Here is a 22,815-nt window from a genome sequence, read left to right on the forward strand (position 1 = left end):
CGCAGCGGGGAGGACACGATGGCGGCTCGCGCGGTGCTTTTCGCCCTGGACGCCCAAGACGCCGAACGCATCCTGGCCTGCCCGGGCGATGACGACGTCATCGCACTGGTCGAAGAGGTCGAGGACCGTTGGGACATGGACCACCTCTTCGAACTCGACAAGTCCTGGGACGCCCTGCACCGCTGCTTCACCGACGGCGACCTCGCCTTCGAGAACGGCGAGTACCCCTTGTCCCACGTCATCCTCGGAGGGGTGCCCCTGCACGAGGGCGACGACTACATCGTCTGCTACGTCGCCCCGGACCAGGTCCGCGAGGTCGCGGCAGCCCTTGAACCCCTCGACAACCAGTGGCTGAGCAACCGCTTCGCCACGCTGACGCTCGACGCCCACCAGGGCACCGGCGACGCCGAGGACGTCGCCTACACCCAGGCCTTCCTGCCAGGGCTGAAGAACTTCTACCGCACTGCGGCGCAGAACGGCCGCGCCGCCATCTTCACCGTCGATCAGTAGGCCGGGGCCAGCTCGGGCCGGGCGGATTCCAGTTCGCGCCGTTAACGCCAATCGTCAGGGAATGAGAACGATCCGGTCGTCGGTGCTGGTGCGCCAGACCTGCTCGACGTCCTTGAGGGGCACGGCCCTGGCGCGGACATCGAACTCCCCCTGGATGACGTGCTCGACCAGCCTGGGCAGCTCCTTCAGCCAATCCCGGCCGGGGACCGAGCCGATTCCGCTCCCGACGATCTGCAATCGTGCCGCGCGCAGTGCGGCCGAGGGGATCGGGGAGGTGGGCCCGGCCACGGACCCGATCTGGATCCAGGCGATCGGCTCGCTTCGCCCCTCGCGGGCACTGATCATGTCGACAACGCCGGCGGCGGCCGGCTCGCCCCACAGGTAGTCGATGACCACGTCCACGTTCGCGGCCTCGGCGAGCTGATCGAGCAGGAGCACCTCGTCCGCACCGAGCGGACCGAGTGCCTCCAGAGCGGCGGCGTCGCGGCCGGCGCCGATGACGTGGCCGGCGCCGAGCCGCTTGGCCACCTGGACGGTCATACGACCCGCGTTGCCGGTGGCACCCAGGACGAGCACGCTCTGGCCCCGCTTGAAGTCGATACGTCGGCGCAACGCGACCCAGGAGGCCATGGCGGGATTCATGGCCGCGGCGACGAGGACCGGGTCGGCGTATGTGGGCAGCACGATGCTGCGCCCAGCATCCATGACCGTGCGCTCTGCGAGGGTCCCCGAGGACGTGTCATCGAGGATCGTGTAGTGAAGGCGGCCGTCGGGCGCCTGGACGACAGCGTCCATCCCCGGGATCAGTGGGAGTTCACCGGTGCTGGTGTAGTGGGAGCCGTCCGCCTGGGAGCGCACCCGGGGGTGGAGGCCGGCGGCAATGACGTCGACGACCACCTCGCCCTTGCCGTGCGCCACAGGGTCGGAGAACTGCTCGTAGCGTGGCGGGACACCAAAGGAGTGAACCACTGCGGCATGCATGGAGGAGCTCCATCCGATTTAGTTTGTGTCACGTACTATCGTCAATCTACTTTGTGCCACGTACTACCGCAAGCTAGGTTGCACACATGACTCCCGATCACCTGTCAGTCACTGCGGCCGCCGACGATGTCCCGCTCAACACGGTGGACGCCCTCGTGCAGCTGTCCTTCCTGGTGCACCGGGTTCTGGCCGAGGTGGGTGCCGAGAAGGAGCTGTCGGTCATCCAGGTCCGGCTACTGGGCGTGCTCCGGGGGCGCACGGCCGGGATGCTCGAACTGGCCGCCGTTCTGGGCCTCGACAAATCCTCGATGACAGGCTTGGTCACGCGCGCCGAAAAACGCGGCCTGGTGAAGCGCTCACCGTCTCCGCACGATGGCCGCGCGGTACTGGCCTCCCTGACCGACGAAGGCAAGGACCTCGCCGACTGGGGTACCGCCGAGGTCGGCAGGCGTATCGCGGCACTCACTGACGGGCTCACCGCATCCGAGCGCGAACGACTGACCGAACTCGCCTCGACCGTCGTCCTCGCCCACCGCTGACCCGACGCCACTGCCCTCGCGCCCGGATCGACGGCCGTCGCCGCCCGCGACCGGGCGAACCGACTGCCCACTCCAGGACGATCCGTTCCAGGGGGCACCCGTGGTGACGTGAACAAGGGTGTCCAAGATCGTTGCGTGACGAACGACCTGAACACCCTCCCGACCGCGCCCTTGGGAGGCGTTTCGCGCTCGGCCGGTTTCGTGCCTGCCCACGCCCTGCGGATGCCGGCGGAGTTCGACGGTGTTGGTGCCCGGGTCCTGGATGTGGATGGCGGCACCGCGCTTCGGGCGCGTGGCCGAGCGGTTGCGGCTGACGATCCGGCGGGCGGGCCCATGGACTCAGGTGAGGGCGGTGACCAGCACGGCGAAGGCGGCGATGATGACGGCGACGCGGACATAGTGCCAGCGCACCCAGCGGTCCAGCTGCTGCTTCCAGTCCTCCGGCCGGTTCTGGGGGGTCCACGTCTTGTTCCGGTTGTTGATCGGGACGAGCAGCAGGAGCGACATGACCACGCTGAGAACGAGCAGCGCGCCGGCGGTGACGACGAGGCCGACGCCGGCGTGGTGGCGTCCGGCGACGGCCCAGAGCGCCACGAGGACGAGCGAGCCGATGTACCAGACCGGCATCACGGCACCGAGCATCCGGCCCCCGTGGGCGTGCCCGAGTTGGCCGCTGTCCTCCGGGAGGGCGTTGAGGATGGGGTTGACGACGAAGAGGACGGAGAACTCCACCCCCACCATCACGCCGACGATCACGGTGGTGACGACCTCGAGTGCGTTGAGCATGAAGATCCCTCCTGAGATCTAGCGCCGCTAGCCAATGAGGCAACGCTAGTACTGCTGCCGCTCGATTGTCTAGCAGTGCTAGGATCGCTTCATGTCGGTACAGGAACGCAAGGAACGCGAACGGGCGGAGCGCGAGCGCCTCATTGTGGCGACGGCCCGTGAACTCGCCGAGCAGCAGGGCTGGGACGCGGTCACCACCCGCCGGCTCGCCGAGCGCATCGAGTACAGCCAGCCCGTCCTCTACAGCCATTTCCGCGGCAAGCGCGAAATCATCGGTGCCGTAGCCCTCCAGGGCGCCTCCGAGATGGCCGCGGCGGTGCGGGCCGCGACCTCCGCCGTGGACGGTCCGCGCGCGCGGGTCGCCGCCCTCGCGCGCGCCTACCTCGACTTCGCCGCACGCAACCCGGCGGTCTACGACGCCATTTTCCAGCTCGACGGCGGACTGCCGTACGCGCAGGAGGACACCCCGGAGCCTCTGAAGGACGCCTTCGCCGCACTGCTGGAGTGCCTCGGCGAGGTCGCCGGAGACGGAGTCGCCCCGGGGCTGTTCACCGAGGTGTTCTGGGCGTCCTTGCACGGAGTGGCGACCCTGACCCGGGCGGGGCGGCTGCCGCCGACGGACACCGAGACCAGGGTGGAACTGCTGGTGGACCGGCTCGCCATCCTCTGACACATCCGCCCGGAGGGCACGCGCCCGGGCCGCTCGGGCCCACACAGCGCAGCCGCACGTCGCCGGGGACCTCGCGTAAAGTGCGCGGCGTGTACTTTCCGGGCTGGCGGAGCTTCTGGTGGCGCTACATCGCCGGCCCAGCCGCAGTGGTGGTCTTCGTGGCCCTGATTGCCTTGATGATCCCGGCCCTCTCCGCGCACGACGGTCACGGGGAACATGGTCGCTGGACAGCGACGAACGTCCTCTGCAGCCACAACCGATGCAACGAAGTCGGCACCTTCCTGTCCACGGACGGCGCTGACAGGCGTACGCGGATCAGCATGTTCGGGAGCCCGGACCTCGCGATCGGTCAAGCCATTCCTGCCGTCGACACGGGTGGTGACGAGGTGTACCCGCCAGGTGGGGGCGATGCCTGGTGGCACGACCTCATCGGGGTGATCGCTGCTGGGCTGGCCAGCGCCGTCTGGCTATGGGCATGTCCCATCCGAGCACTGCGGCAACGTCGCCTGAAGCACGCAGATGCCGTGGTCTTCTCACAGCAGCTGTATCACCCGCTATTTCACCCGCGTGTCTTCGTCGCTGCGGCAGGAGAGTTCCACCGCGGCCGACCGGATACCCGGCGACCGCCCGGGCCCTGCGGGCCGCACGGCCGCCGAGGAGGATGATGCCGTACGCTACCCGGCCGAGGGCGTGGACGAGGTCCCGGGACCCAGGCGGAACACGTGGCCGGGGGTGGCAACCGTGGTGATCGCCGTGCCGAACAGGGTGCTGGGGTCAGTCCCCTTGTACGGCTTGTCGCTGTTGAGCAGCACGACCATGGTGGCCTTCTTCGAGGGCAGGTACAGCGTCAGACTCTGATAGCCAGGGATCGAACCGTTGTGGCCCACCCATCCCTCGGCGGTGAACAGGCCGAGCCCATAGGCCGCCCCGGGGAAGTCCGGACTCGTGGCCGTCTGCAGGCGCTGTTTCTGGGTCGAGGGCTTGATCAGAGGCGTGCCGGTGGCCACGACGGGTGCCCAGGTGTGCAGATCTGCCAGCGTGGAGATCATCGCGCCGGCGGCGTTCGCGTCGGACGGACTCCAGTGCGTGGCGTCCGCCTCGGTCCCGTCCGCGGTCTGCGTGGTGTAGCCATGCGCGTACGGCGCCGGGATCTGCGCGTCGTCCGGATACAGGGTCCGGCCCATGTCGAGGGGATCGAGCACATGGTCGCGGAGATAGTCGGCGATGCTCTGGCCGCTGACCTTCTCCAGCACTTGTCCCAGCAGCACCGTGTTGGTGTCGCAGTACACCAGCTGTGTTCCGGGAGCGAAGTCCAACGGGTGCTTGAAGGAGTAGTCGAGGAGTTCCTGCGCGGTGAAGACCCGCTCGGGATTCTCCTGCACGGCCGCGTCGAAGTCCGGGTCCTTGGTGTAGTCGAAGAGCCCGCTCTGCATACGGGCCAGGTCGCGCAGCGTGATCTTGTCGCCCTCCGGTACGCCCGGCACATAGCGGGAGACGGGGTCGTCGAGGCCGAGCTTTCCCTGGTCGACGAGTTGGAGGATGCCGGTGACGGTGAAGGTCTTGGTCTCGCTGCCGATGCGCATGTTCATGTTTGTCGTCATGGGAGCGCGGGTCTGTTTGTCGGCGACGCCGAACGCGCGGGCATAGTCGGGCTGTCCCGGCATCCACAACCCCACGATCGCACCGGGCACACCGGTGGTGCGCATCACCTGCCGCACCGCGGCGTCGAGCCGTGCGGCCGTGGCCGCCTCGGTCGGGGACGACGTGGCTTGCCGGGTGGGCAGACGCGTTCCCGCACTCTCGGTCACCCTGCCGCCCGAGCAGGACGTCACCGTGAGCAGTGCGACCGCGGCCGCCAGTGAGGCGACGACGTTGCGCCGTAGGCGCAGGGTGCCGGTGCGGCGTGAGGTGGGGATCGGCATACGGGGCTCCAGACTCAGGGGACGGACGATGGCAGACCGCGGCCCGCCGGCCCCGCCTTGCCGGTTGCCTCCCCGACGGAGGGCGCACCGCATGCCGACCTGCGCCGGACGCCACCACATCAGGCCACGAAGGTCCGCCACACGGCGCACGCGTGACGGCGCCGGCACGCTCTCGGGCAGCGTCGGACGCCACGCCCACTCCCGGTGCAAGCTGGCGCGGCCGCGGGGCGCCGATGCTAGACAGACAGGCGTCGTCGGCCTGTCAGGTGGGAGGCGGCCGACCAGGCACAACGGCACGAGCGCGGGGATTCTTACGGTGAAGCTCTTCGACGACGCCCTGTTCCAGATGTTCCTCGAGCGCGCCCTGACGACCATGACCGGCGGTGGCGCGGAGTACGGCGAGTGCGCGGCGACCGCCGCGCGGATCGCCGACGGCGACAAGGACAGCTGGTACCGGGAGTGGACCGCCACCGCGGCCATGGTTCGGGGGTGGGCGGAGGAGAGTGATCACACGGGTCACCGGGTGAGCGCCCGGGAGGCGTATCTGCGCGCCGCCACCTATCTGCGCATCTCGTACTACCCCCTGTTCGGCTTGCCGGTGGACCCCCGCCTCATCGAGGCGGCACGGAGCGAGCGGGACTGCTTCGCCCGCTTCGCCGAGCTGTGCGATCCACCGTTGCGACCGGTCCGGGTGCCGTTCGAGGGAGGCTTCCTCGACGGCTACTTCTGTCCGGCGCCGGAGTCCGCACCGGGACGTGATCCCCGGCCCACCGTCATCGCGGTCAACGGCTACGACTCCGATGTGCACGAGATGTACTGGGCCCACGCCCAGCCCGCCGTCCGCCGCGGCTACCACTGCCTGCTGGTCGACGGGCCGGGGCAGGGCCTGGCCCTGGTCCACCAGGGTCTGCCCATGCGTCCGGACTGGGAGACGGTGCTCCGGGCCGTCGTCGACCACGCTCTGACGCTTCCGGGCGTGGACGGCACCCGGCTGGCGGTGACCGGGTGGAGCTTCGGCGGGTATCTCGCTCCGCGCGGTGTCAGCGGCGAACCGCGGGTGGCCGCACTGGTGGCGGACCCCGGGCAGTGGGACGTGCTGGACGGGATGAGGAACGTACTGCCGCTCCCCCCGGATCTGCTGGACAGACTCCCGGACGTGGACCCCGCCGAGCTGGACGTTCACCTCGCGCCCGTGGTCGAGCATCCGGTCATGCGCTGGAAGCTGGTGCAGCGTGCCCTGTGGGTGCACGGCCTGGGAAGCCTGGGCGAGTATGTGGTCGAGTCCGACCGCTACCGGCTCTCCGACGTCGTCGACCGTATCGCCTGCCCCACGCTGGTGGCCCTGGCCGAGGGTGATCAACTCGCCGACCAGGCGGAACAGCTGTACGAAGCGCTGCGCTGCCCCAAGACGCTGATGCGTTTCTCCGCCGCCGAGGGAACGGGCGGCCACTGCGAGAGCTGGAACCGCTCACGGTTCAACCAGCGCGTCTTCGACTGGCTCGACGAGGTGCTCGCCCACCCTCACGCACCCTGACCGCCATACTCGGCCTGGACCAGCTCCCGCCGGCGAGCCGGTCGCCACCGCGGACCGGCGGGTGCGAGCCTGCCGAGGCCCCGCCGTCCGCCTGCCGCACTGGGCCCTATCCCTTCCCTGCCCTGCCCTGCCCTGTCCGTCGTCACGGCCTCCGCGTCGACCGAACCCCCAAGGCCGTGAGCCTCGAGGGCGTCATGCGGACCGCGGTCTTCTCCGGTGGTCACACCCTGCCCCTATAATTGAAGAGTTTTTCAATTGGTAAGTTGCCATAGTCCTTACATGATCTGCCGGAGGTCTCCGTGAACGAAGTCACCGAGGCGCTGCTGGCACGGGTCCACGCGGCACGGGCAGCTTTGGTGGCGGCCGTGGGCGCCGCGGATCCGTACGCGGTCGCGGTGGCCGAGGACGAGCTGGACGACGCGGTGCGGATGGCGCGGCGGCACGGGCTGAACGTCCAGGTGATGGGGACGGACGAGAGGTGATGAGGATGCCTGTTCCGCTGTACGAGGCGAAGGCCGAGTTCTTCCGAATGCTGGGACACCCGGTGCGTATCCGGGTGCTGGAGCTGTTGCAGGACGGGCCGAAGCCGGTGCGCGACCTGCTGGCCGAGATCGAGGTCGAGCCGTCGAACCTGTCTCAGCAGCTCGCCGTGCTGCGTCGCTCGGGCATCGTGACCGCGACGCGCACCGGTACGACGGTCACGTACGAACTGGCCGGAGGCGACGTGGCCGAGCTGCTCGCCGCCGCACGGCGGATCCTGTCCACACTGCTGACCGGACGCCAGGACCTCCTCGACGAGCTGCGCGCCACAGGAGCGGCGCGTTGAGCCGCCGGAGGCATTTCCACCTGCCGCGGCAGCACGGCAGACCGGCCGCGACCGTCGAACACGTGCCAACGCCGGCGCAACGGTACGTCGCCTCGTTCGCGCTGGGGCCCGAGGCGGTACGGCGAGCCCGGGAGGCGGTGACCGAGTGTCTTCCGGCAGCCGATGTCCCGCCCGGCTCGGCGTTGGCAGACGCGGTGGTGCTTGCGACCAGCGAACTGGTCGTGAACGTGCTGCGGCATGCCTCGCGGACGCCGGTACTGCAGGTGGAGATCACGGTCGCCGCCGGGCAGCTGGTCGTCGGCGTTGCGGACACCGAGCCCACGCTGCCGGATCTCAGCGGCGCGGGCATGGGTGCGGGCCTGCGGATGGTGGCCGAGCTGGCCGCCGCGTACGACGGTGACCTCAACGCGGAGCCCGCCGTCGATCACGACGGCAAGGTCGTCCTGGTGCGATTCGGCTTGCCGTCGCCAGGAGGCGTACATCAGTGGAGCAAAGAGCAAGGCAGGGAGACCGTGCGGTGACCGACCAGGCATCCGACCCGTCCGCGAGCAGAGAGCAGAACCCGAAGACCAAGGACAGGGAGGGGTGGATCGAGCGCGGCGTCGCCATCCGGGCAGGGTTCTACATCTTCGGCACGCACCTGTTCGCCGGATTCGTGTGGCTGCTGTTCTACCTGGGGGAACACGCGCACAAGTGACCACCGAGAGCGCGCCATGGCGAGCGCGGTGCGGCACGGCGTACGCACGTGCCTGAGGTGATCGCCGTTGTGGGACATCCCGACCTCCCGGCACCCGCTCTTGCGACGCTGGAAGCGTAACCGTACTGGTGGCGGGCCGAGTTCGCACAGGCGGGCAAGGCAGCGATGGTACGTGCCGGACGGGGCCTGCCGGTCGCCTTCGGCAGGGCCGCACGCGCCGCGGGGCTGGCTCTGGCGCTGCTGGGCAGGGTGCAGTCGGGGCGTGTGTCCTTGCCGATGAGGCGCTGCCGTCGATCCGCGCCGTCCTCCCCCGGGCGGGAGTCGGCACCGGCCCGGGGCTCCCGTGCTGCGCGCAGGTGGCGGTGCCTCCCGGCAGCCAGAAAGCCTGGGAACACCCGTTCGCCCTCGCTGCCAGCCCTGCTGTGCCCGGACCGTTCCCTGCAAGGGACTGGACCGACGCAGCCCCAACTCCGTCTGGTCCAGGTTGAGTTGCGGAGACACATGCCCGGCCTCGGCCAGTCGACCCCTGCATGCCCCCGGATACAGCCTGCGTGTGCGGCGCAGATGGAGTGCCAACTTCGCCCAGCCCCAGACCAGTTCCCGTCGCTCAAACGGACCCGGGGCGTCCCTCTTCGGGCATCATGCGTCAGACCTGGAGACGTCGTCCCGGCGCCACTCCCCCGGGCCTACGGTCCGTGCATCGGACGGGAGGCAACCGCCGATCCGTCGCAGCCGACAACCGAAGGGGAGGCATCGCCATGGCCGGCGTGGAAGTGTCACTGAAGGAAATGCTGACCGCCGTGGAGGGGTCACTGGGAGCCGCAGTCGTCGACTACACGAGTGGCATGGCCCTGGGGACCCTGGGCGGGGGCAAGGACCTCAATCTCACCATCGCCGCGGCAGGGAACACGGACGTCGTGCGGGCCATGGCCCGCACGATGGAACAGGTGCGTGTCAAGAGCAGCATCGAGGACATCCTCATCACGCTCGAGAAGCAGTACCACCTCATCCGCCTGATCCGCGCACGCAGCGGGAACGGCCTGTTCCTCTACCTGGTTCTCGACAAGGAGCACTCGAACCTCGCCATGGCCCGTCATCAGCTCAAGCGGGTCGAAGAACAGCTCGAGATCTAGCGACGGTCCAGAGCCCGGGTCTCCGTGCGCCCACAATGTGAAGACTTCTTCAAGTCACTACATCAGCATGATCTCAATTCATGACTGCGCACGGACCGGGTGACGAGGGTGAGTTACGCGGGGCCGGGATGCGGCGGGGTCGTAAGGCGCCGCCGCATCCCGGCACCCTCACTCCATCCGTACCGGCAGGCATCAGCACACGTGATGCTGGTCCGGAGGGGTGGGAATCCGGATGGTGTCGACGGCGTCAGGCGGCGGAGCCTTCACAGGTCGTTGCCCGCGTAGGAGAGGTTGAAGCTCTTGTTGGTCAGGGGGAAGTCCGGGACGATCGTGTCCGCCAACGCCACCGGCAGAGCGGGCCAGTTGAAGAAGGACGGATCGACCGGCTTGACCCGGGCGAGCGTGTCGTCGGGGGCGAGTTCGACGCGGGTGGCGATGGTGCCGCGCCAGCCTTCCACGAGGCCCACGCCGGTGCGGGGGCCCGTACCGGGCGCCGGCGGGGGCGCCAGCACCGCCACGGGGGCTGACAGCCCCTGGGCGAAGTGCCGGATCAGAGCCAGGGAGACGTCGATCTCCTCGGTACGCACCAGGAAGCGGGCCAGGACGTCGCCACTGTCGTGGACGGGCGCGGTGAACCCTCCGTCGTCGTACGGCGTGAAGGGGTGGGCGATCCGGGCGTCGTCGGCGATGCCGCTGGCGCGGGCGACATAGCCGAGGCAGCCGATCTCCCGGGCCGCGGCGGTGGGCAGGATCGCGGTGCCGGTGAGGCGGTCGTGGACGGTGGAGTGGCCCAGGGCCAGTTCGGTGATCTCCCGGATGTCCGCGCCGATCTCCTTCAGGCGGGCGGGGTCGGGCAGGGCGTGCAGGGCGACGCCGCCGGGGACGACACCGCCGCGCAGCAGCCGGTGACCGGTGATCTCCTTGTTGAGGCGCAGGAGTTGTTCGCGGACCCGCTGGGCGTGGAGAATGGAGTGGCCGACGTCGTTGCACAGCATGCCGAGGTCGGCGATGTGGTTGTGGATGCGTTCCAGTTCCAGGAGCATCGCGCGGGCGCGCTGCGCCTCGGGCGGGACGTCGGTGCCGGTGGCCTCCTCGACGGCGAGGCAGTAGGCGAGGGCGTGGCCGACGGCGGTGTCGCCGCTGATGCGCTCGGCCAGCGGCAGGCCCGCGGCGAGGGTGCGACCCTGGAAGAGCTTCTCGATGCCCTTGTGTACGAACCACAGGCGGGCCTTGAGCTTGAGGATGGTCTCGCCGACCACGGAGAAGCGGAAGTGACCGGGTTCGATCAGGCCGGCGTGGACCGGGCCGACCGGGATTTCGTAGACGCCGTCGCCCTCGACCTCCAGGAAGGGGTAGGGGCCTTCCTGCTCGCCGAAGGCGGGCGGAGGGCCGGCGTCGGGGTGCATCGGATACCAGCCGCGCGGCCAGTGGAAGTGGCGCACCAGACGGCGCGGGAGGGGGTGGCCGAGGGGAACGATGCCGAACAGGTCACGCATCTCCCGCTCGAACCGGCCCGCCGCGAAGGAGAGATGGGCCAGCGTCGGCACTTCCGGCCGGTCGGCATCGAGACGGATGGTCAGTTCCACCCGGGTGTCGGGCGGGCCGGAGGTGAACAGGTACACCACGCGGGGTCCGGCCTCGTCGAGGTGCGCGGCGACCAGAGCGAGCCGATGTCCCTGGGCGAGCAGGTTCTCGGCGTGCTGGGGCAGGGTCACGGCGCTGCTCTGGTAGGACTTGCGCATCACGTCAGCCTCCGATCGCCTGGGTGGCGGCGTGCAGCAGGTCGGTGAGCGGGCCGAGGGCGGTGCCCAGGGCGGCGCAGGCGAACAGGCCGAGCATCAGGGGCCAGAGGGCCGAGCGGCTCTCCTCGCCCGGTGATCCCGCTCCGAGCAGCATCCGGGCCGTGCGGGCGGCGAGTGCGGCGAAAGCCACCAGGACGAGCAGCAGGGCGGCCGCCGTGGCCCAGGAGAGGCCGGCGTCGGCCGCGAAGCCGGCCCGGGCGATGCCCAGTTCGGAGGCGAAGAGGCTGAACGGCGGGAACGCCATCAGCGCCGCCACCGCCAGCCCGAACAGCCCGGCTGTCGCGGGCGCCTTGGCCAGCAGCCCCCGGACCCGTCCGATCCGTGCCGTGCCGGTGAGCTGCAGGATGTGTCCGGAGGCGCAGAAGGCGACCGCCTTGGCCAGACCGTGCCCGGCGATGTGCAGCAGCGCGGCGGACAGGGCGAGCGGGCTGCCGATCGCCGCGGCCAGGGCGATCAGGCTCATGTGTTCCATGGAGGAGTAGGCCAGCATGCGTTTGTAGTCGCGCTGGGAGAGCAGCAGCCCGGCCGCGAGAGCCAGGGTGAGCAGGGCGACGGCGGCCAGCAGGACGCGGGTGAAGCCGGGGCCCAGGGCGGCGTCGGCGATGACCCGGTAACGCAGGACGGCGGCGAAGGCGACCGACAGCAGCACCCCGGACATCAGTGCGGACACCGGCGCGGGGGCCTGGCTGTGGGCGTCGGGCAGCCAGGCGTGCAGCGGGATGAGGCCGGCCTTGGCGCCGAAGCCCAGGATCACGAGGCCGATGCCGAGCCGGGTGACCGCGGGGTCGAGGTCGTTGGCGCGGGCGACGAGGGTGGGCCAGTCCAGCGCCCAGGCCTCGGCGATGCCGGCCTGCCGGGCGGCGTAGTAGATCAGCACGGTGCCGAGGAAGGCGAGCGCGATCCCGGCCGAGCAGATCACGACGTACTTCCAGGCGGCCTCCACCGAGGTGCGGGTGCGGCGGTGGCCGACGAGGAAGGCGGTGACGATGGTGGTGGCTTCGACCGCGACCCACAGCACGCCGAGATTCGCGGTGAGGACGGCCAGGCACATCGCGGCCAGGAACGCCTGGACCAGGACGTGGTAGCGCCACACGGTCCGCTCCGTGGCGCGGCCGCTCGCCCGCTCCCCGCGCAGATACGCGGGTGCCGTGCCGCAGGCGATCAAGGCGACGGTGCCGACCACCAGCAGCATCCAGGCGGTCAGGGCGTCGGCGCGTAGCAGGCCGGAGTACGCGCTGCGCGGGCCGTCATCGACGATCCCGGCCGCGAGCAGGCTCCCGCAGGTGAGGATCACGCAGGGGGAGACGAGCCCGGCCCAGTCCCGCCGCCGCGTCGTCGGTGTCGGTTCGGGTCGGGGCGCCTCCACGACCAGGACGGTGCCTTCTGTGGATGCCCGCCGGGCCTGGGCGGGCGCGGGGGCGATGGCGGCGGGTGTGTGGGGGTGCCGCCCGGCGAGCGCGTGGACGCCGGCCACGGCCAGCGGTACGGCGGCGGGCGCGGTCAGGAGCAGGGCGGAGGCGGTCGGGTTCACTGGTCGTGCAGCTCCCGCAGGTCGTCGAGGTCGGTGGTGCCGAACGCCTCCCGCATGCGGGTGGTGAGGATCTGCAGCACCAGGACCGCCAGCAGCACGTCGAAGGAGACGCCGAGTTCGACGATCAGTGGCACTCCGGAGGTGGCCAGCAGGGCGGTGGCGGTGATGCCGTTGTCCAGCAGCAGGAAGCCGACCACCTGGGCCAGCGCCCTCCTGCGGGTGACCAGGACGAAGAAGCCGATCAGGACGACGGCGAGGCCGACCGGCAGGGCGCGGGTGGCCGGTGTCGGGTTCAGCGCGGTCAGCGGGCGGGCCACCGCGTAGGCCAGCAGCGTCAGCAGGGCCGCGGTCAGCAGCGAGGCGGCCACGTTCACCAGCGGCTGGGTCTCGCGCACCTCCTCCCGGTGCGCAGGGTCGGCACTGAGCACGGTCAGGGCGCGGCGCATCAGATGCGGCACGAGGCCCGCCCGCAGCACGCCGACGCCGATGCCGACGCCGATGAGGTCCCACCGCTGTTCGTGCGCGCCCAGGAGCACGGCGAGGGCGGCGAGGGCGACGCCCTGCAGGGCGAAGACGCGGACGATGACGGCCAGTTCGCGCCGCCACAGCACGAGCACCGCGGCGAGCAGGAAGGCCCCGCAGGCCAGGTCGAGGAGCTGGGTGTAGAGGCCGCCGTTCACGACGCCCCGCTGAGGAAGTACGAGGCGACCACCGCGAGCAGCGCCAGCAGGAAGGATCCGGCGAGCAGTTCGGGCACCCGGAACAGCCGCACCTTGGCCCAGAACACCTCGGCCGCCGCGAGCACCGCGCCCAGCAGGGTGACCTTCGCCGTGAAGAGCACGAGGGCCACCACGAGGGCCGTCCACGAGGACCCGGTGGCGATGCCCCACGGCAGGAACAGGGAGGACAACAGCCCCAGCAGCAGGGTGAGCCGCATCTGGGCACCGAGTTCGACCAGGGCCAGGTCGGGGCCGGCGTATTCGAGCACCATCGCCTCGTGGATCATCGTGAGTTCGAGGTGGGTGGAGGGGTTGTCCACCGGCATCCGCCCGGTCTCCGCGAGCACCGCGACGGCGAGGGCGGCCGTGGCCAGCAGGCCGGCCGGTGAGGTGAGCCGGGCCGGCTCCTCGACCGCGCCGGCGACGATGGCGGGGATGTTGGTCGTGCCGGCCGGTATCGACAGGGCGAACACCGACAGCAGGATGGTCGGTTCGACCAGGGCGGCCACCGTCATCTCCCGCGAGGCGCCCATGCCGCCGAACGCGGTGCCGGTGTCCAGGCCGGCCAGGGCGAGCGCCAGGGTGCCCAGCGCGATCAGCGCCACGACGACGATGAGGTCCCCGTGACCGCTCACCGGGGTGTGCGTCGACAGCAGCGGGACCAGGCCGGCCGCGACCACCGTGGTGGCGACCAGCAGCGCCGGCGCGGTGCGGAAGGCGGGCCCGGTCCCCACGGGGCTGATCGGTTCCTTGCGCAGCAGTTTGCGGGCGTCCCGCCAGGGCTGGAACACGCCGGCTCCGGCCCGGCCCTCCAGGCGGGCCCGCACCTGCCGCATCCACCCGGTCAGCAGCGGCGCCCCGGCGCCGACCACCACGATCTGGCCGGCCACGGCCACATATCCGACAGCAGTCATTTCTTCGCTCTCACCAGCCCACCGCCAACGCCAACAGCAGCACGACCAGGCCCGCGAAGCCGTAGCCGAGATACAGGTGCACACTGCCGCCCGCCAGCCGCCGGGCCGCCTGCCCCGTCCCGGCCAGAGCCCGCAACACCGGCTGGTACAGGCGGTGTTCGACCCGGTCGGGTACCCGCCGCTCGAAGCGCACGCGCTCCACCAGATATGCCGACTCGCGCACCGGGGTGACGTCCACGTCCTGCTCGGGGGCGAGGACGTCGTCGAAGACGCGCTGCAGCGGCTCGGCGAACGAGGTGGCGGTGTAGGCCATGCGCGGCGTCGGTGCCCCGCCGCCGCAGTCCCACAGCCGGGCGTTCTCACGGCGCCGCCGGCGTCCGTACAGGCGGGGCAGGACGGTGGCGAGGAGCAGGGCACCGGTCAGGGCGGCGACCACCCACAGCGGCGACAGCGACGCGGAGATGTCCGCGAGCCGCACTCCGAGTCCGCGTCCGGGCAGGGCGCCGCCCGGCAGCCCGGCGGCGGCCACGGCCCGGTCCAGGCCCTCGCCCAGCAGGCCGGGCACCAGGGCCAGGGCCACGCACGCGGCGGCGAGCAGGCCCATCCCGGCAAGCATGAGGGCGGGTGCTTCCTCGGCCGTGGCGGCGGGTTCGCTGCGGGGGCGGGCGAAGAAGCCCACACCGAGCGCCTTGACGAACGCCGCCGCGGCGATGCCCGCCGACAGGGCGATCAGTGCCACCGACAGCGGCAGTGCGATCGCCACCGCGACGCCCGGCACCTGAAGGCCGTGGATCAGGGACTGCAGCAGCAGCCACTCGCTGACGAACCCGTTACCGGGCGGCAGCGCCACCGCGCCGAGCGCGGCCAGCGCGAACAGCCCGGCCGTGTACGGCATGCGGGCGCGCAGCCCGCCGAGCCGGTCCAGGTCGCGCAGGCCGGTGGCCCGCCAGACCGATCCGGCCGCGCAGAACAACAGGGCCTTGAACGCCGCGTGGTTGACCACATGCAGCAGCGCGGCGGCCAGCGCCAGCGCGGCGAGCGGCCGCTCGCCGTAGGCGGAGAAGAGTCCGCAGGCGCCGACGCCGATGAGGGCCAGGCCCATGTTCTCGCTGGTCGAGTACGCCAGCAGCCGCTTCAGGTCGGAGGCCATCGCGGCCTGCAGGATCCCGTAGACCGCGCTGATCCCGCCGACCGCCAAGAGGGCCAGCCACCACCAGGCAGGTCCGCCGCCGAGCAGGTCGAGGCCGGTGCGGATCAGGCCGTAGACGCCGAGGTTGACCATGGCGGCGCTCATCAACGCCGAGACCGGGCTGGGGGCTTCGGGGTGCGCCCGTGGCAGCCAGGCATGCAGGGGCAGTGCGCCCGCCTTCGACGTGAAGGCCAGCCCGGCCAGCACGAACACCAGCCCCCGCACGGCCGGGGAGATGCCGTGCGCGCCCGCGCGCAGTGCGGCGAAACTCTCCCCGCCCGCCTGGGCGGCGAACAGTGCGAGGGCGGCGAGCAGCAGCACCAGGCCGAGGTGCGTCATCACCGCGTACCAGACGCCCGCCTGCCGCACCCGGGCGCGTTCACGGTGCTCGGTGAGGACCAGCAGCAGCGAGGCGAGTGCCATCAGCTCCCACAGCATCAGGAACGTGGAGACCGACGCGGCCACCGGTACCAGCACCAGGGTGAGCGCGAACAGTGGCAGCACCGTCTGCGCGGTCCGTGAGCCGAGGCCGTGCTCGCCGTGGCCTGCCGCGTAGCCGATGCCGTACACGGCGACCGCGACGACGACGGCTCCGGCCACCGCCGTGAACAGGCCCGCAAGGCCGTCCATCGCCAGGTGTGCCCCGGCCAGTGGCAGCAGTCCGGGGAGGGCGGCGGCCCAGTGGCTTCCGCCCAGTGCGGCCGCGCCCGCCGTGGCGCCGCCGGCGCCGACGCCCGCCGTCAGCACTCCTACGGCCGGCACGCGCAGCCGGTACGGCAGTACGAGGCCGGCCAGCGCGCCCGCGCCGCCCAGTGCGGTGGCCGTCGCGAGGGCAGCCGGGATCAGGCTCACCGTCCGGTCACTCTCCGCAGCGCCGCTACGATCTCCGCCGGCTCGGGCGGGCACCCGGGCACCGCCAGATCCACCGGCACGACGTCGGCCACGGCGCCCTCGACGCCGTATCCGCCCGCGAACTCACCGCAGTTGATCGCGCAGTCCCCCACCGCCACCACCAGCCGCGGTTCGCCCATCGCGGCCACCGTGCGCCGCAGCGGCTCGGCCATGTTGCGTGTCACGGGCCCGGTCACCAGGGCCACGTCCGCGTGCCGGGGCGAGGCCACCAGCCGGGCTCCGTACCGCTCGGCGTCGTACACCGGGTTGAAGGCCGCGGCGATCTCGACCTCGCAGCCGTTGCAGGAACCGGCGTCGATGCACCGCACCTGCACCGAGCCGCCCAGCTCCCGCGCCCGCGGCAGCACTTCGCCGTCCGGGCGCGGCGCCGCGGGCTCGGCGACCCGGCCGACGTCGCGGATCTTGCGCAGCAGGCCCATGGACTCCTCCCGGAGAAACGGTGCGGATGGGCCGGTGGCTGACCAACCGAGCGCCACACAGCCGGAGTTACGACAATTTCCTACCGCTTCGCCACATGGTGGGCGTGCCGAGGAAGGGGTCGAGGCGGCCGTCTCCCGGTGCCACAGAGCGCTGTCCAGCCCCAGGGAGACGACCGCCGGTCACGGGGTCCCGGCTACGACGGCGGCTTCGACTCGCCCTGCACGGCCTGCAGGTCGGCCAGGAGCTCGGCCTGACCGGACAGCACGCCGGTGAGGATCGTCCGCGCGACCCGCAGCAGCTCCGCCACCTGGGGGCTGATCAGCGAGTAGTACACGGTCGAGCCCTCCTTGCGGGTCTTGACCAGGTTCGCCCGCCGCAGCACGGCCAGCTGCTGGGACAGGTGCGCGGGCTCGATACCCACCTCGGGCAGCATCTCCGCGACCGCGTGCTCACGCTCGCTCAGCAGCTCCAGGACCCGGATACGGGCCGGATGGCCGAGGGTCTTGAAGAACTCGGCCTTCAGTTGGTACAGCGGCGTGCTCATCGTGCCGTCCCCTCCCCGACACAAGAGCACGGCCCCACCGGCCGGATCTCGGCCCATCTCATCCACCCACTCGTCAAGAACATGCGGACCATCCTCGCCTGCGGCGACCGCTACGCCGAACCCGCGGACGAGAACCGAACCGTCGGACCCAGCGCTAACAATCTCAGCAATTGCCAATATTAGCAATTGCTGAGATGGCCAGCTGGGCAACGCGGGTCATCCCCTGCACGCCGCAGCGCCGCCTCAAGCTCTCCGGCCGCACGGAAGGCAGGGGCCACAGGGCCCGGCCACGGGCTACGCGCCGAGCCGCTCTCCGCCCGGCCATCCCGTCGTACGCCGCCCGAGACGCCCCGGCCCCGGGCTCGCCCGTTCCGAGCGGTGCGCGGCGCACGCGGCGGCCAGGTCGGCGTGCACCGGGATGGCCGGACAGCCGCCGGCCGGAACGAGGGGCTCGCCCGCTGGGATCGCCGCCAGCTCAAGGCCGCGGCCCGCCTCGGCGAGACGACGTGCGGCTTCGATGACGGCCAGCCGCCCTTCGGGGGACCAACCGCGCAGTTCGCCGAGGTCGACGATGACCGGCCCGGCGCCCCGGGCCACGACCCAGCCGATGGCACCGGCGAACCGGCGGACGGCCTCGGGGCCGAGGTATCCGGCGACGGACAGGATGCCGAGATCGTCGTCAGCCCTGTAGTGCCAGTCGATGGTCATGCAGGTCAGCTCCCTTGCGCAGGCGGCCGGCCGGGCCTGCTGTCCGGTCACAGAGGAAGGGTGATCGCGATGCTCTTGCCCTCGGCGTCGCCGTGCACGACCGCGGTCCCGCCGAGCTGCCGGGTGAGCTCCGCGACCATGCCGAGACCTCCACCGGTGCCGCCGGTTCGGTGCAGCGACGGCTGGTGGGGGTCGCGGTCGTGGACGGCGAAGGACAGGTGCTGTCCGCTCGCCGCGTACATCACCATGATCTGGGGGGACAGCTCGGCGGCGTGCCGAACGCAGTTGGTCACCAGTTCACCGAGGATCAGCAGCGCCACGTCCACGGCATGCTGACGCAGGCCTATCCCCCACTCGGCCAGCGCCTGTTCGGCCGTCTCGCGGGAGAGGCGGACGGCAGAGGGTTCGTTGGGCAGGGTGAGGACGTGCCGGTTGTGGAGGGCACCGAGGGCGGGCGTCATCGGATCTCCACGCGGGCGAGGCGGAAGCCGGCCACCGTCTTGGGGCGCAGGCGCGGCGGGGCGTCGCGCCGGAAGAGCTCGGCCTTGGCCTGGTACAGCGGAACGGACACGACCCCTCGGTCTCCCTGACAAGGCCCCATCACGGGGCGAGCACGCAAAGCTGTGCCCGCGGCCACTTGCGAACACGGACAATGAAGCATCTAACCAATTGCGAATTTTCGCAATTCTGCACCCCAACCTACGGCGGGGGTCGCGCCACGCACAGACGGCACCGCTGCGACAGCAGCCGGGGCCCCTCACCGCACAGCCACCGGTGCCGGATCCTGTCGACGACCGGGGATCCTGGCCGTACCTGGCGGCGCCCCGTGCCGCAGGCCGCAAGTGCTCGCGGGCGACGCGCCGCGCGCGTCAGCCGGCGCGCTGCGCGGGCAGCGTCAGCGCATGGCTTTCCTCCGGAGGTCTCCGCACTCTCCTAAGCCCCGGCCGGTGCCGATGGACCGGTCACGGTGGCCAGGCTCTCCAGGGGCAGGCGCGGATGGGCTCAAGGAAGCAAGGCCGGCAACCGCCGGCCCGGAGCCGTTCAGCGATGGTCGAGTGTTTTCGCGGAGGCGGACGCGGGCCTGCGCAGCAGCCACTGCATGAAGGTTCGGCGTGGGGGCCGTACCACCACCTTGCCGTGGACCTTCTGGCCGACCAGTTCGACGCGCAGCGTGGTCGGTGTGCCCGGGGGCGTCCGCATGCGGCGGTGTGCGAGCTTGCAGTGAATCAGGGTCAGGCCGTCGACGTCGATCTCGATGCCGGGCCTCGTGACCAGCGTCAGGCTCTTGCCCGCCATGGCCACGTCGATCCGCAGAGTGTCCTGCGTGATCACGGCCTCGGTGAGGTCGAGCGTCACGTCGCACCAGGTCACCGCGAGCTCCAGCCGCCGCGGCAGTACCCAGCGGCCGGTCCGCTCGATCGCGCCGCTGAACACCTGCTCGATCCGGATGACGTCCTTGACCTGCGCCGCCTCTGCCGCGGCACCGTCCGCGGCGGTCGACGCCGACGGCAGGTCGGCGGTGAGGTGGGCCAGTTCGCTCAGAGTCCGGGCCGACAGGGCGGATTCCAGCCGCTCGTCCAGCTCGTCCGCGGTCAGCATCCCGTCCCCCGCCGCGATACGCAGCACATCCACCACCCGGTCCCGGTCGGCGTGCGACGCGCGCAGCTCGGGCGGCGAGCCGGGGCCGGAACGCTCGCCGATGGGCGGGATCTCTCCTGACATGCTTTCGTCCTGTTCCAGTCGAACGCCTTCGCGCGACGCGGGCAGCGGCGCCCGTGGAAGACTAACGCCATATCGCGATACGGATCACCCCCTCGGGTGGCGCCTGCCGTGCCCGCCCGGACGGCGCGACGGCGCCATCCTTGGCCCGCACAACGCTCGCTGGCTCAGGGTACGTTGCCGCCCTGCCAGCCGTCGTGGTGCAGGACCTCCTCCAGGGGCCGGCGCGGCCCCGGCCGGAAGGTGGTGCGCAGCGGGTACATCGTCGCCAGCAGGGCGCCCTGGCGCACGGTGGGCGGCAGGCCCAGTATGTCGGCGACCTCCTGCTCGCGGTCCAGGTGGACCGCCGTCCAGGCGGTGGCCAGGCCACGGCTGCGGGCGGCCAGCGCATAGCTCCAGGCCGCGGGCAGCAGCGATGCCCACAGACCTGCCTGGTTGCCCTCCGGCAGTCCCGCATCGGCCAGTTCGAGGCAGGGGACGACCAGGACGGGCACCCGGTGCAGCCGGTCGGCCAGCGCGCGGGCGCCGGTGAGCACGGACCGGCGCTGCGGGGGCAGTTCGTCCATCCGCCGGAGGGCGGCGGTGTTGCGGTCGTAGAACGCCGCCCGGTACACCTCGGCGACCTGCCTGCGCACCCGCGGGGCGGTGAGCAGGATCCACCGCCAGTTCTGCCGGTTGTTGCCGTTGGGTGCCTGCAGGGCGATGCGCAGGCAGTCCTTGACCAGCTCCGGGTCCACCGCCCGTTCCAGGTCGAGGCCGCGCCGGACACAACGCGTGGTGGTCAGCAACTCGTCGATGGACGCGGGAGGTCGGGCGGTCACGGCAGCAGCACCGCCCGAACGACCAGGGCCAGGTAGGTGCTCACCACGAAGCCCATCGCGGCCGGCAACGGCCAGCCGCCACGGCGCGCGGCCAGGAACCGCCGGGTGCCCCAGGCGGGGAGGACCGCCGCCAGGCAGGGCAGCAGTCCGAGCGGGCCGTCGGGCGCGAACAGCGCGACCTGGCAGCCGATCGCACCGGCCGCGAAGCCCGCGGTGACGGCCGCGCTGCGCCGGGGGCCGAGGCCGGCGGAGTACAGGCGGGCGGTCGGCTCGGCCGTCCAGGCGGTCTTGCGGGCGAACTCGAAGTGCAGGAAGACGCAGGCGCACAGGGCGAGCAGGACCACGCCGTGCCAGTCGGCGGTAACGGTCCCGGCGGCGGCCAGCGCGCCGTACACGTAGGCGCCGAGCAGCACCTGCACCGGACAGGTGACCGCGAGGTTGAGCAGCTGCCGGTCGCGCACCGCCCGCGACGCCCCTTCCAGGACGGCGAGGAACAGCGCGTAGCCGAGGGAGGTGAGGATCAGCAGGAGGGCCGTCGCCGACTGGAGTGCGTTCAGGCCCGCGACCACCGCGGTGAGCGCGGCCATCGCACCGCGGAGTTCGGTCACGGTGATCGCACCGGTGACGAGCGGCCGGTCCGGGTGGTGCACGCGGTCGTAGGCGAGGTCCTTCTGCTCGTCCAGCATCCGCAGGAACAGCAGGGCCAGTACGACGGTGACGACCCGCACCCAGGTGGCGCCGGTCGGCCGCCAGGCGGTGCCGGTCAGTGCCACCGCCGAGCTCTCCAGGGCCAGGACCCACAGCAGTGCGTAGGTGACGTAGATGTGGGGCCGGAACATGCGCAGCACGAAGCGGCCCAGCCGGGCGGGCACGTGGGGTACGACGGCGGTGGTCACGAAGGAGATCCCCCTGTTCGGGTGTGCTGCTGGTGTGCCGGTCGGGTCGGGCTCAGGCCGGTCGGTGGGCTCCCCGGGGCGCGGAGGCGCCGGACAGGCGAGCCGGGGGCCGGTCGGCGAGTCGGATCCGGGCGTCGGTGACCAGGGTTCCGAGCTGGTGCAGTGTGCACGCGGCGTCGCCGCCCGGCGGCGCCGGAGCCGTCCGGCACTCCAGGGGCAGGTCCATCTCGGCGAAGCGGCGGAACCGCGCGGCCAGGCCGATCGGCATGGCGGCGGGCGTCACCGCCCCGGTGGCGAGGGCGGCGTTCAGTGCCAGTTGGCGGAAGGCCTCGAGCTCCAGCATCGCGGGCACGTGGTCGACCCAGTGGTCGTACAGGACAGGGTGGCCGGTCCGGGCGACCAGGCGTGCCGTGCGCGCGCCGTCGCGCGAGGTGTGCGGCGGGGAGATGACGGTGTTGGCCGGGTCGCGCCGGCCGACGAGGCCGGGGTCGACGCGCGGTCCGGGCAGCGCGACGGGGGTGTGGGGCAGGCCGAGTTCTGCGCGTTGCCCCTCCCGCAGACGTGTCCAGTCCCCCGGCGGCATCCAGCGGTAGTCGACGCGGGCCAGCAGGGCCTCGCGTGCCCCGGTGGTCGCCGTGAAGCCCAGCCGCAGTCCCGTCACGCCGGTCCGGCCGTGGAAGCGGTGCTCGACGCGGGCGCCGATGACGGTCTCGGTCGGGTGATCGTCGCGGGCCAGGGCGGACGGGTCCGGTACCTCGAACGCGAGGGACCGCAGCAGGAACTTGTGGCCCAGGGGGACATCGAAGTAGTGGTGGGCCACCACGAAGATGCTCTGCCGGCACGCCTCCAGCAGCAACAGGGGGTCGTGGTGGGTGCGGGGGCCGAGGGTGTCGTCGTAGAAGGCGTGGAGGCGGGGAAGCTGCGCGGCGAGCAGCACCTCGTCCGCACTGTGCCGCTGCACGTCGGTCAGGAAGACCTCCGCGATCGCGGCGCGGTGCACCAGCTCCCTCGGGAGTGTCCGGGTGAACTGCATGAACCGCTC

Annotated in this window: 26 protein-coding genes; 10 read left to right on the plus strand and 16 right to left on the minus strand. The window is 71.5% G+C overall.

All coding sequences use genetic code 11. From position 1 onward, the window contains the following. The first annotated feature begins 18 nt into the window (after window positions 1-18). A complete protein-coding gene (locus ACIRPX_RS18280; RefSeq protein WP_404195144.1) occupies window positions 19-510 on the plus strand; it encodes a YfbM family protein in 492 nt (163 codons plus the stop codon). 54 nt (window positions 511-564) lie between these two features. Here the strand turns inward: ACIRPX_RS18280 and ACIRPX_RS18285 are convergent, their stop codons facing one another. Continuing rightward, window positions 565-1,491: a zinc-binding alcohol dehydrogenase family protein gene (locus ACIRPX_RS18285; RefSeq protein ID WP_404195146.1), complete on the minus strand. Its 927-nt coding sequence runs from the start codon at window positions 1,489-1,491 to the stop codon at window positions 565-567. Window positions 1,492-1,577: 86 nt separating this feature from the next. On the opposite strand from ACIRPX_RS18285, the gene ACIRPX_RS18290 reads away from it, so the two are divergent. Then, window positions 1,578-2,030: a MarR family winged helix-turn-helix transcriptional regulator gene (locus ACIRPX_RS18290; RefSeq protein ID WP_404195149.1), complete on the plus strand. Its 453-nt coding sequence runs from the start codon at window positions 1,578-1,580 to the stop codon at window positions 2,028-2,030. Between the two features lie 339 nt (window positions 2,031-2,369). On the opposite strand, the gene ACIRPX_RS18295 is transcribed toward ACIRPX_RS18290, so the two are convergent. Beyond that, window positions 2,370-2,816, minus strand: coding sequence for an anthrone oxygenase family protein (locus ACIRPX_RS18295; protein WP_404195151.1), 447 nt, complete (start codon window positions 2,814-2,816; stop codon window positions 2,370-2,372). A gap of 91 nt (window positions 2,817-2,907) precedes the next feature. On the opposite strand from ACIRPX_RS18295, the gene ACIRPX_RS18300 reads away from it, so the two are divergent. Together ACIRPX_RS18300 and ACIRPX_RS18305 are read left to right on the plus strand one after the other, a co-directional pair. Then, complete coding sequence (locus ACIRPX_RS18300) at window positions 2,908-3,486, plus strand: TetR/AcrR family transcriptional regulator (RefSeq protein ID WP_404195154.1); 579 nt, start codon at window positions 2,908-2,910, stop codon at window positions 3,484-3,486. Window positions 3,487-3,575: 89 nt separating this feature from the next. Continuing rightward, window positions 3,576-4,151 carry a hypothetical protein gene (locus tag ACIRPX_RS18305; protein WP_404195156.1) on the plus strand — a complete coding sequence of 192 codons (576 nt, stop codon included), beginning with the start codon at window positions 3,576-3,578 and terminating at the stop codon, window positions 4,149-4,151. A gap of 9 nt (window positions 4,152-4,160) precedes the next feature. Here ACIRPX_RS18305 and ACIRPX_RS18310 read toward each other — a convergent pair whose 3' ends face one another. After that, complete coding sequence (locus ACIRPX_RS18310) at window positions 4,161-5,408, minus strand: serine hydrolase domain-containing protein (protein ID WP_404195159.1); 1,248 nt, start codon at window positions 5,406-5,408, stop codon at window positions 4,161-4,163. Between the two features lie 316 nt (window positions 5,409-5,724). Between ACIRPX_RS18310 and ACIRPX_RS18315 the strand changes: the two genes are divergently transcribed. From ACIRPX_RS18315 to ACIRPX_RS18340, 6 genes are all read left to right on the plus strand, one after another. After that, the gene (locus tag ACIRPX_RS18315; RefSeq protein WP_404195161.1) at window positions 5,725-6,942 is read left to right on the plus strand and encodes an alpha/beta hydrolase; all 1,218 of its coding nucleotides are present in this window, start codon (window positions 5,725-5,727) and stop codon (window positions 6,940-6,942) included. 299 nt (window positions 6,943-7,241) lie between these two features. Then, window positions 7,242-7,424, plus strand: a complete 183-nt coding sequence (locus ACIRPX_RS18320) for a hypothetical protein (protein ID WP_404195163.1) — start codon at window positions 7,242-7,244, stop codon at window positions 7,422-7,424. 5 nt (window positions 7,425-7,429) lie between these two features. Further along, the gene (locus ACIRPX_RS18325; protein ID WP_404195165.1) at window positions 7,430-7,768 is read left to right on the plus strand and encodes an ArsR/SmtB family transcription factor; all 339 of its coding nucleotides are present in this window, start codon (window positions 7,430-7,432) and stop codon (window positions 7,766-7,768) included. 62 nt (window positions 7,769-7,830) lie between these two features. Next, window positions 7,831-8,289 (plus strand): ATP-binding protein, encoded by a 459-nt coding sequence (locus ACIRPX_RS18330; protein WP_404195168.1) that lies wholly within the window; start codon window positions 7,831-7,833, stop codon window positions 8,287-8,289. After that, window positions 8,286-8,465 carry a DUF6126 family protein gene (locus ACIRPX_RS18335; protein WP_404195171.1) on the plus strand — a complete coding sequence of 60 codons (180 nt, stop codon included), beginning with the start codon at window positions 8,286-8,288 and terminating at the stop codon, window positions 8,463-8,465. Before ACIRPX_RS18330 ends, ACIRPX_RS18335 begins: the two co-directional genes overlap by 4 nt. 758 nt (window positions 8,466-9,223) lie before the next feature. Further along, the gene (locus ACIRPX_RS18340) at window positions 9,224-9,598 is read left to right on the plus strand and encodes a hypothetical protein (protein WP_404195174.1); all 375 of its coding nucleotides are present in this window, start codon (window positions 9,224-9,226) and stop codon (window positions 9,596-9,598) included. Between the two features lie 263 nt (window positions 9,599-9,861). Here the strand turns inward: ACIRPX_RS18340 and ACIRPX_RS18345 are convergent, their stop codons facing one another. The 13 genes from ACIRPX_RS18345 to ACIRPX_RS18405 all read right to left on the minus strand — a co-directional run bounded on the left by ACIRPX_RS18345 (window position 9,862) and on the right by ACIRPX_RS18405 (window position 22,806). Beyond that, window positions 9,862-11,340 carry an NADH-quinone oxidoreductase subunit C gene (locus tag ACIRPX_RS18345; RefSeq protein ID WP_404195177.1) on the minus strand — a complete coding sequence of 493 codons (1,479 nt, stop codon included), beginning with the start codon at window positions 11,338-11,340 and terminating at the stop codon, window positions 9,862-9,864. A 4-nt stretch (window positions 11,341-11,344) separates the two neighbouring features. Then, window positions 11,345-12,931 carry a proton-conducting transporter membrane subunit gene (locus ACIRPX_RS18350; RefSeq protein WP_404195179.1) on the minus strand — a complete coding sequence of 529 codons (1,587 nt, stop codon included), beginning with the start codon at window positions 12,929-12,931 and terminating at the stop codon, window positions 11,345-11,347. Beyond that, window positions 12,928-13,611, minus strand: coding sequence for a hypothetical protein (locus ACIRPX_RS18355; RefSeq protein ID WP_404195182.1), 684 nt, complete (start codon window positions 13,609-13,611; stop codon window positions 12,928-12,930). The genes ACIRPX_RS18350 and ACIRPX_RS18355 overlap by 4 nt, the downstream gene beginning before the upstream one ends. Continuing rightward, complete coding sequence (locus ACIRPX_RS18360) at window positions 13,608-14,564, minus strand: respiratory chain complex I subunit 1 family protein (protein ID WP_404195185.1); 957 nt, start codon at window positions 14,562-14,564, stop codon at window positions 13,608-13,610. Before ACIRPX_RS18360 ends, ACIRPX_RS18355 begins: the two co-directional genes overlap by 4 nt. A 10-nt stretch (window positions 14,565-14,574) precedes the next feature. Continuing rightward, window positions 14,575-16,605 (minus strand): proton-conducting transporter membrane subunit, encoded by a 2,031-nt coding sequence (locus ACIRPX_RS18365; protein ID WP_404195187.1) that lies wholly within the window; start codon window positions 16,603-16,605, stop codon window positions 14,575-14,577. Further along, entirely contained in the window at window positions 16,602-17,084 is a 483-nt protein-coding gene (locus ACIRPX_RS18370) for an NADH-quinone oxidoreductase subunit B family protein (protein WP_404195190.1), read from the minus strand. Before ACIRPX_RS18370 ends, ACIRPX_RS18365 begins: the two co-directional genes overlap by 4 nt. A 194-nt stretch (window positions 17,085-17,278) precedes the next feature. Continuing rightward, window positions 17,279-17,629 carry an ArsR/SmtB family transcription factor gene (locus ACIRPX_RS18375; RefSeq protein WP_404195193.1) on the minus strand — a complete coding sequence of 117 codons (351 nt, stop codon included), beginning with the start codon at window positions 17,627-17,629 and terminating at the stop codon, window positions 17,279-17,281. Window positions 17,630-17,923: 294 nt separating this feature from the next. After that, complete coding sequence (locus ACIRPX_RS18380; protein ID WP_404195196.1) at window positions 17,924-18,388, minus strand: anti-sigma factor antagonist; 465 nt, start codon at window positions 18,386-18,388, stop codon at window positions 17,924-17,926. Further along, the gene (locus ACIRPX_RS18385) at window positions 18,385-18,798 is read right to left on the minus strand and encodes an ATP-binding protein (RefSeq protein WP_404195198.1); all 414 of its coding nucleotides are present in this window, start codon (window positions 18,796-18,798) and stop codon (window positions 18,385-18,387) included. The genes ACIRPX_RS18380 and ACIRPX_RS18385 overlap by 4 nt, the downstream gene beginning before the upstream one ends. A 580-nt stretch (window positions 18,799-19,378) precedes the next feature. Next, the gene (locus ACIRPX_RS18390) at window positions 19,379-20,059 is read right to left on the minus strand and encodes a DUF1707 domain-containing protein (protein ID WP_404195201.1); all 681 of its coding nucleotides are present in this window, start codon (window positions 20,057-20,059) and stop codon (window positions 19,379-19,381) included. A 164-nt stretch (window positions 20,060-20,223) separates the two neighbouring features. After that, on the minus strand, window positions 20,224-20,877 hold the full coding sequence (locus tag ACIRPX_RS18395) for a nitroreductase family protein (protein ID WP_404195203.1): 654 nt from the start codon (window positions 20,875-20,877) through the stop codon (window positions 20,224-20,226). Further along, complete coding sequence (locus ACIRPX_RS18400) at window positions 20,874-21,773, minus strand: hypothetical protein (RefSeq protein WP_404195205.1); 900 nt, start codon at window positions 21,771-21,773, stop codon at window positions 20,874-20,876. Before ACIRPX_RS18400 ends, ACIRPX_RS18395 begins: the two co-directional genes overlap by 4 nt. Window positions 21,774-21,825: 52 nt before the next feature. Beyond that, window positions 21,826-22,806, minus strand: a complete 981-nt coding sequence (locus ACIRPX_RS18405) for a ScbA/BarX family gamma-butyrolactone biosynthesis protein (RefSeq protein ID WP_404195208.1) — start codon at window positions 22,804-22,806, stop codon at window positions 21,826-21,828. Between the last annotated feature and the right edge of the window lie 9 nt (window positions 22,807-22,815).

The sequence above is a fragment of the Streptomyces sp. NPDC101225 genome (assembly GCF_044767585.1).
In the GTDB taxonomy this organism is placed as follows: Bacteria; Actinomycetota; Actinomycetes; order Streptomycetales; family Streptomycetaceae; genus Streptomyces.

Bases quoted from the DNA above. Each gene is read 5' to 3' on its own strand.
- ACIRPX_RS18370 (WP_404195190.1), bottom strand. From the start codon at position 17,084: ATGGGCCTGCTGCGCAAGATCCGCGACGTCGGCCGGGTCGCCGAGCCC.
- ACIRPX_RS18360 (WP_404195185.1), bottom strand. From the start codon at position 14,564: ATGACTGCTGTCGGATATGTGGCCGTGGCCGGCCAGATCGTGGTGGTC.
- ACIRPX_RS18295 (WP_404195151.1), bottom strand. From the start codon at position 2,816: ATGCTCAACGCACTCGAGGTCGTCACCACCGTGATCGTCGGCGTGATG.
- ACIRPX_RS18310 (WP_404195159.1), bottom strand. From the start codon at position 5,408: ATGCCGATCCCCACCTCACGCCGCACCGGCACCCTGCGCCTACGGCGC.
- ACIRPX_RS18325 (WP_404195165.1), top strand. From the start codon at position 7,430: ATGCCTGTTCCGCTGTACGAGGCGAAGGCCGAGTTCTTCCGAATGCTG.
- ACIRPX_RS18385 (WP_404195198.1), bottom strand. From the start codon at position 18,798: ATGACGCCCGCCCTCGGTGCCCTCCACAACCGGCACGTCCTCACCCTG.
- ACIRPX_RS18280 (WP_404195144.1), top strand. From the start codon at position 19: ATGGCGGCTCGCGCGGTGCTTTTCGCCCTGGACGCCCAAGACGCCGAA.
- ACIRPX_RS18285 (WP_404195146.1), bottom strand. From the start codon at position 1,491: ATGCATGCCGCAGTGGTTCACTCCTTTGGTGTCCCGCCACGCTACGAG.
- ACIRPX_RS18340 (WP_404195174.1), top strand. From the start codon at position 9,224: ATGGCCGGCGTGGAAGTGTCACTGAAGGAAATGCTGACCGCCGTGGAG.
- ACIRPX_RS18405 (WP_404195208.1), bottom strand. From the start codon at position 22,806: ATGCAGTTCACCCGGACACTCCCGAGGGAGCTGGTGCACCGCGCCGCG.
- ACIRPX_RS18390 (WP_404195201.1), bottom strand. From the start codon at position 20,059: ATGTCAGGAGAGATCCCGCCCATCGGCGAGCGTTCCGGCCCCGGCTCG.
- ACIRPX_RS18290 (WP_404195149.1), top strand. From the start codon at position 1,578: ATGACTCCCGATCACCTGTCAGTCACTGCGGCCGCCGACGATGTCCCG.
- ACIRPX_RS18345 (WP_404195177.1), bottom strand. From the start codon at position 11,340: ATGCGCAAGTCCTACCAGAGCAGCGCCGTGACCCTGCCCCAGCACGCC.
- ACIRPX_RS18375 (WP_404195193.1), bottom strand. From the start codon at position 17,629: ATGAGCACGCCGCTGTACCAACTGAAGGCCGAGTTCTTCAAGACCCTC.
- ACIRPX_RS18300 (WP_404195154.1), top strand. From the start codon at position 2,908: ATGTCGGTACAGGAACGCAAGGAACGCGAACGGGCGGAGCGCGAGCGC.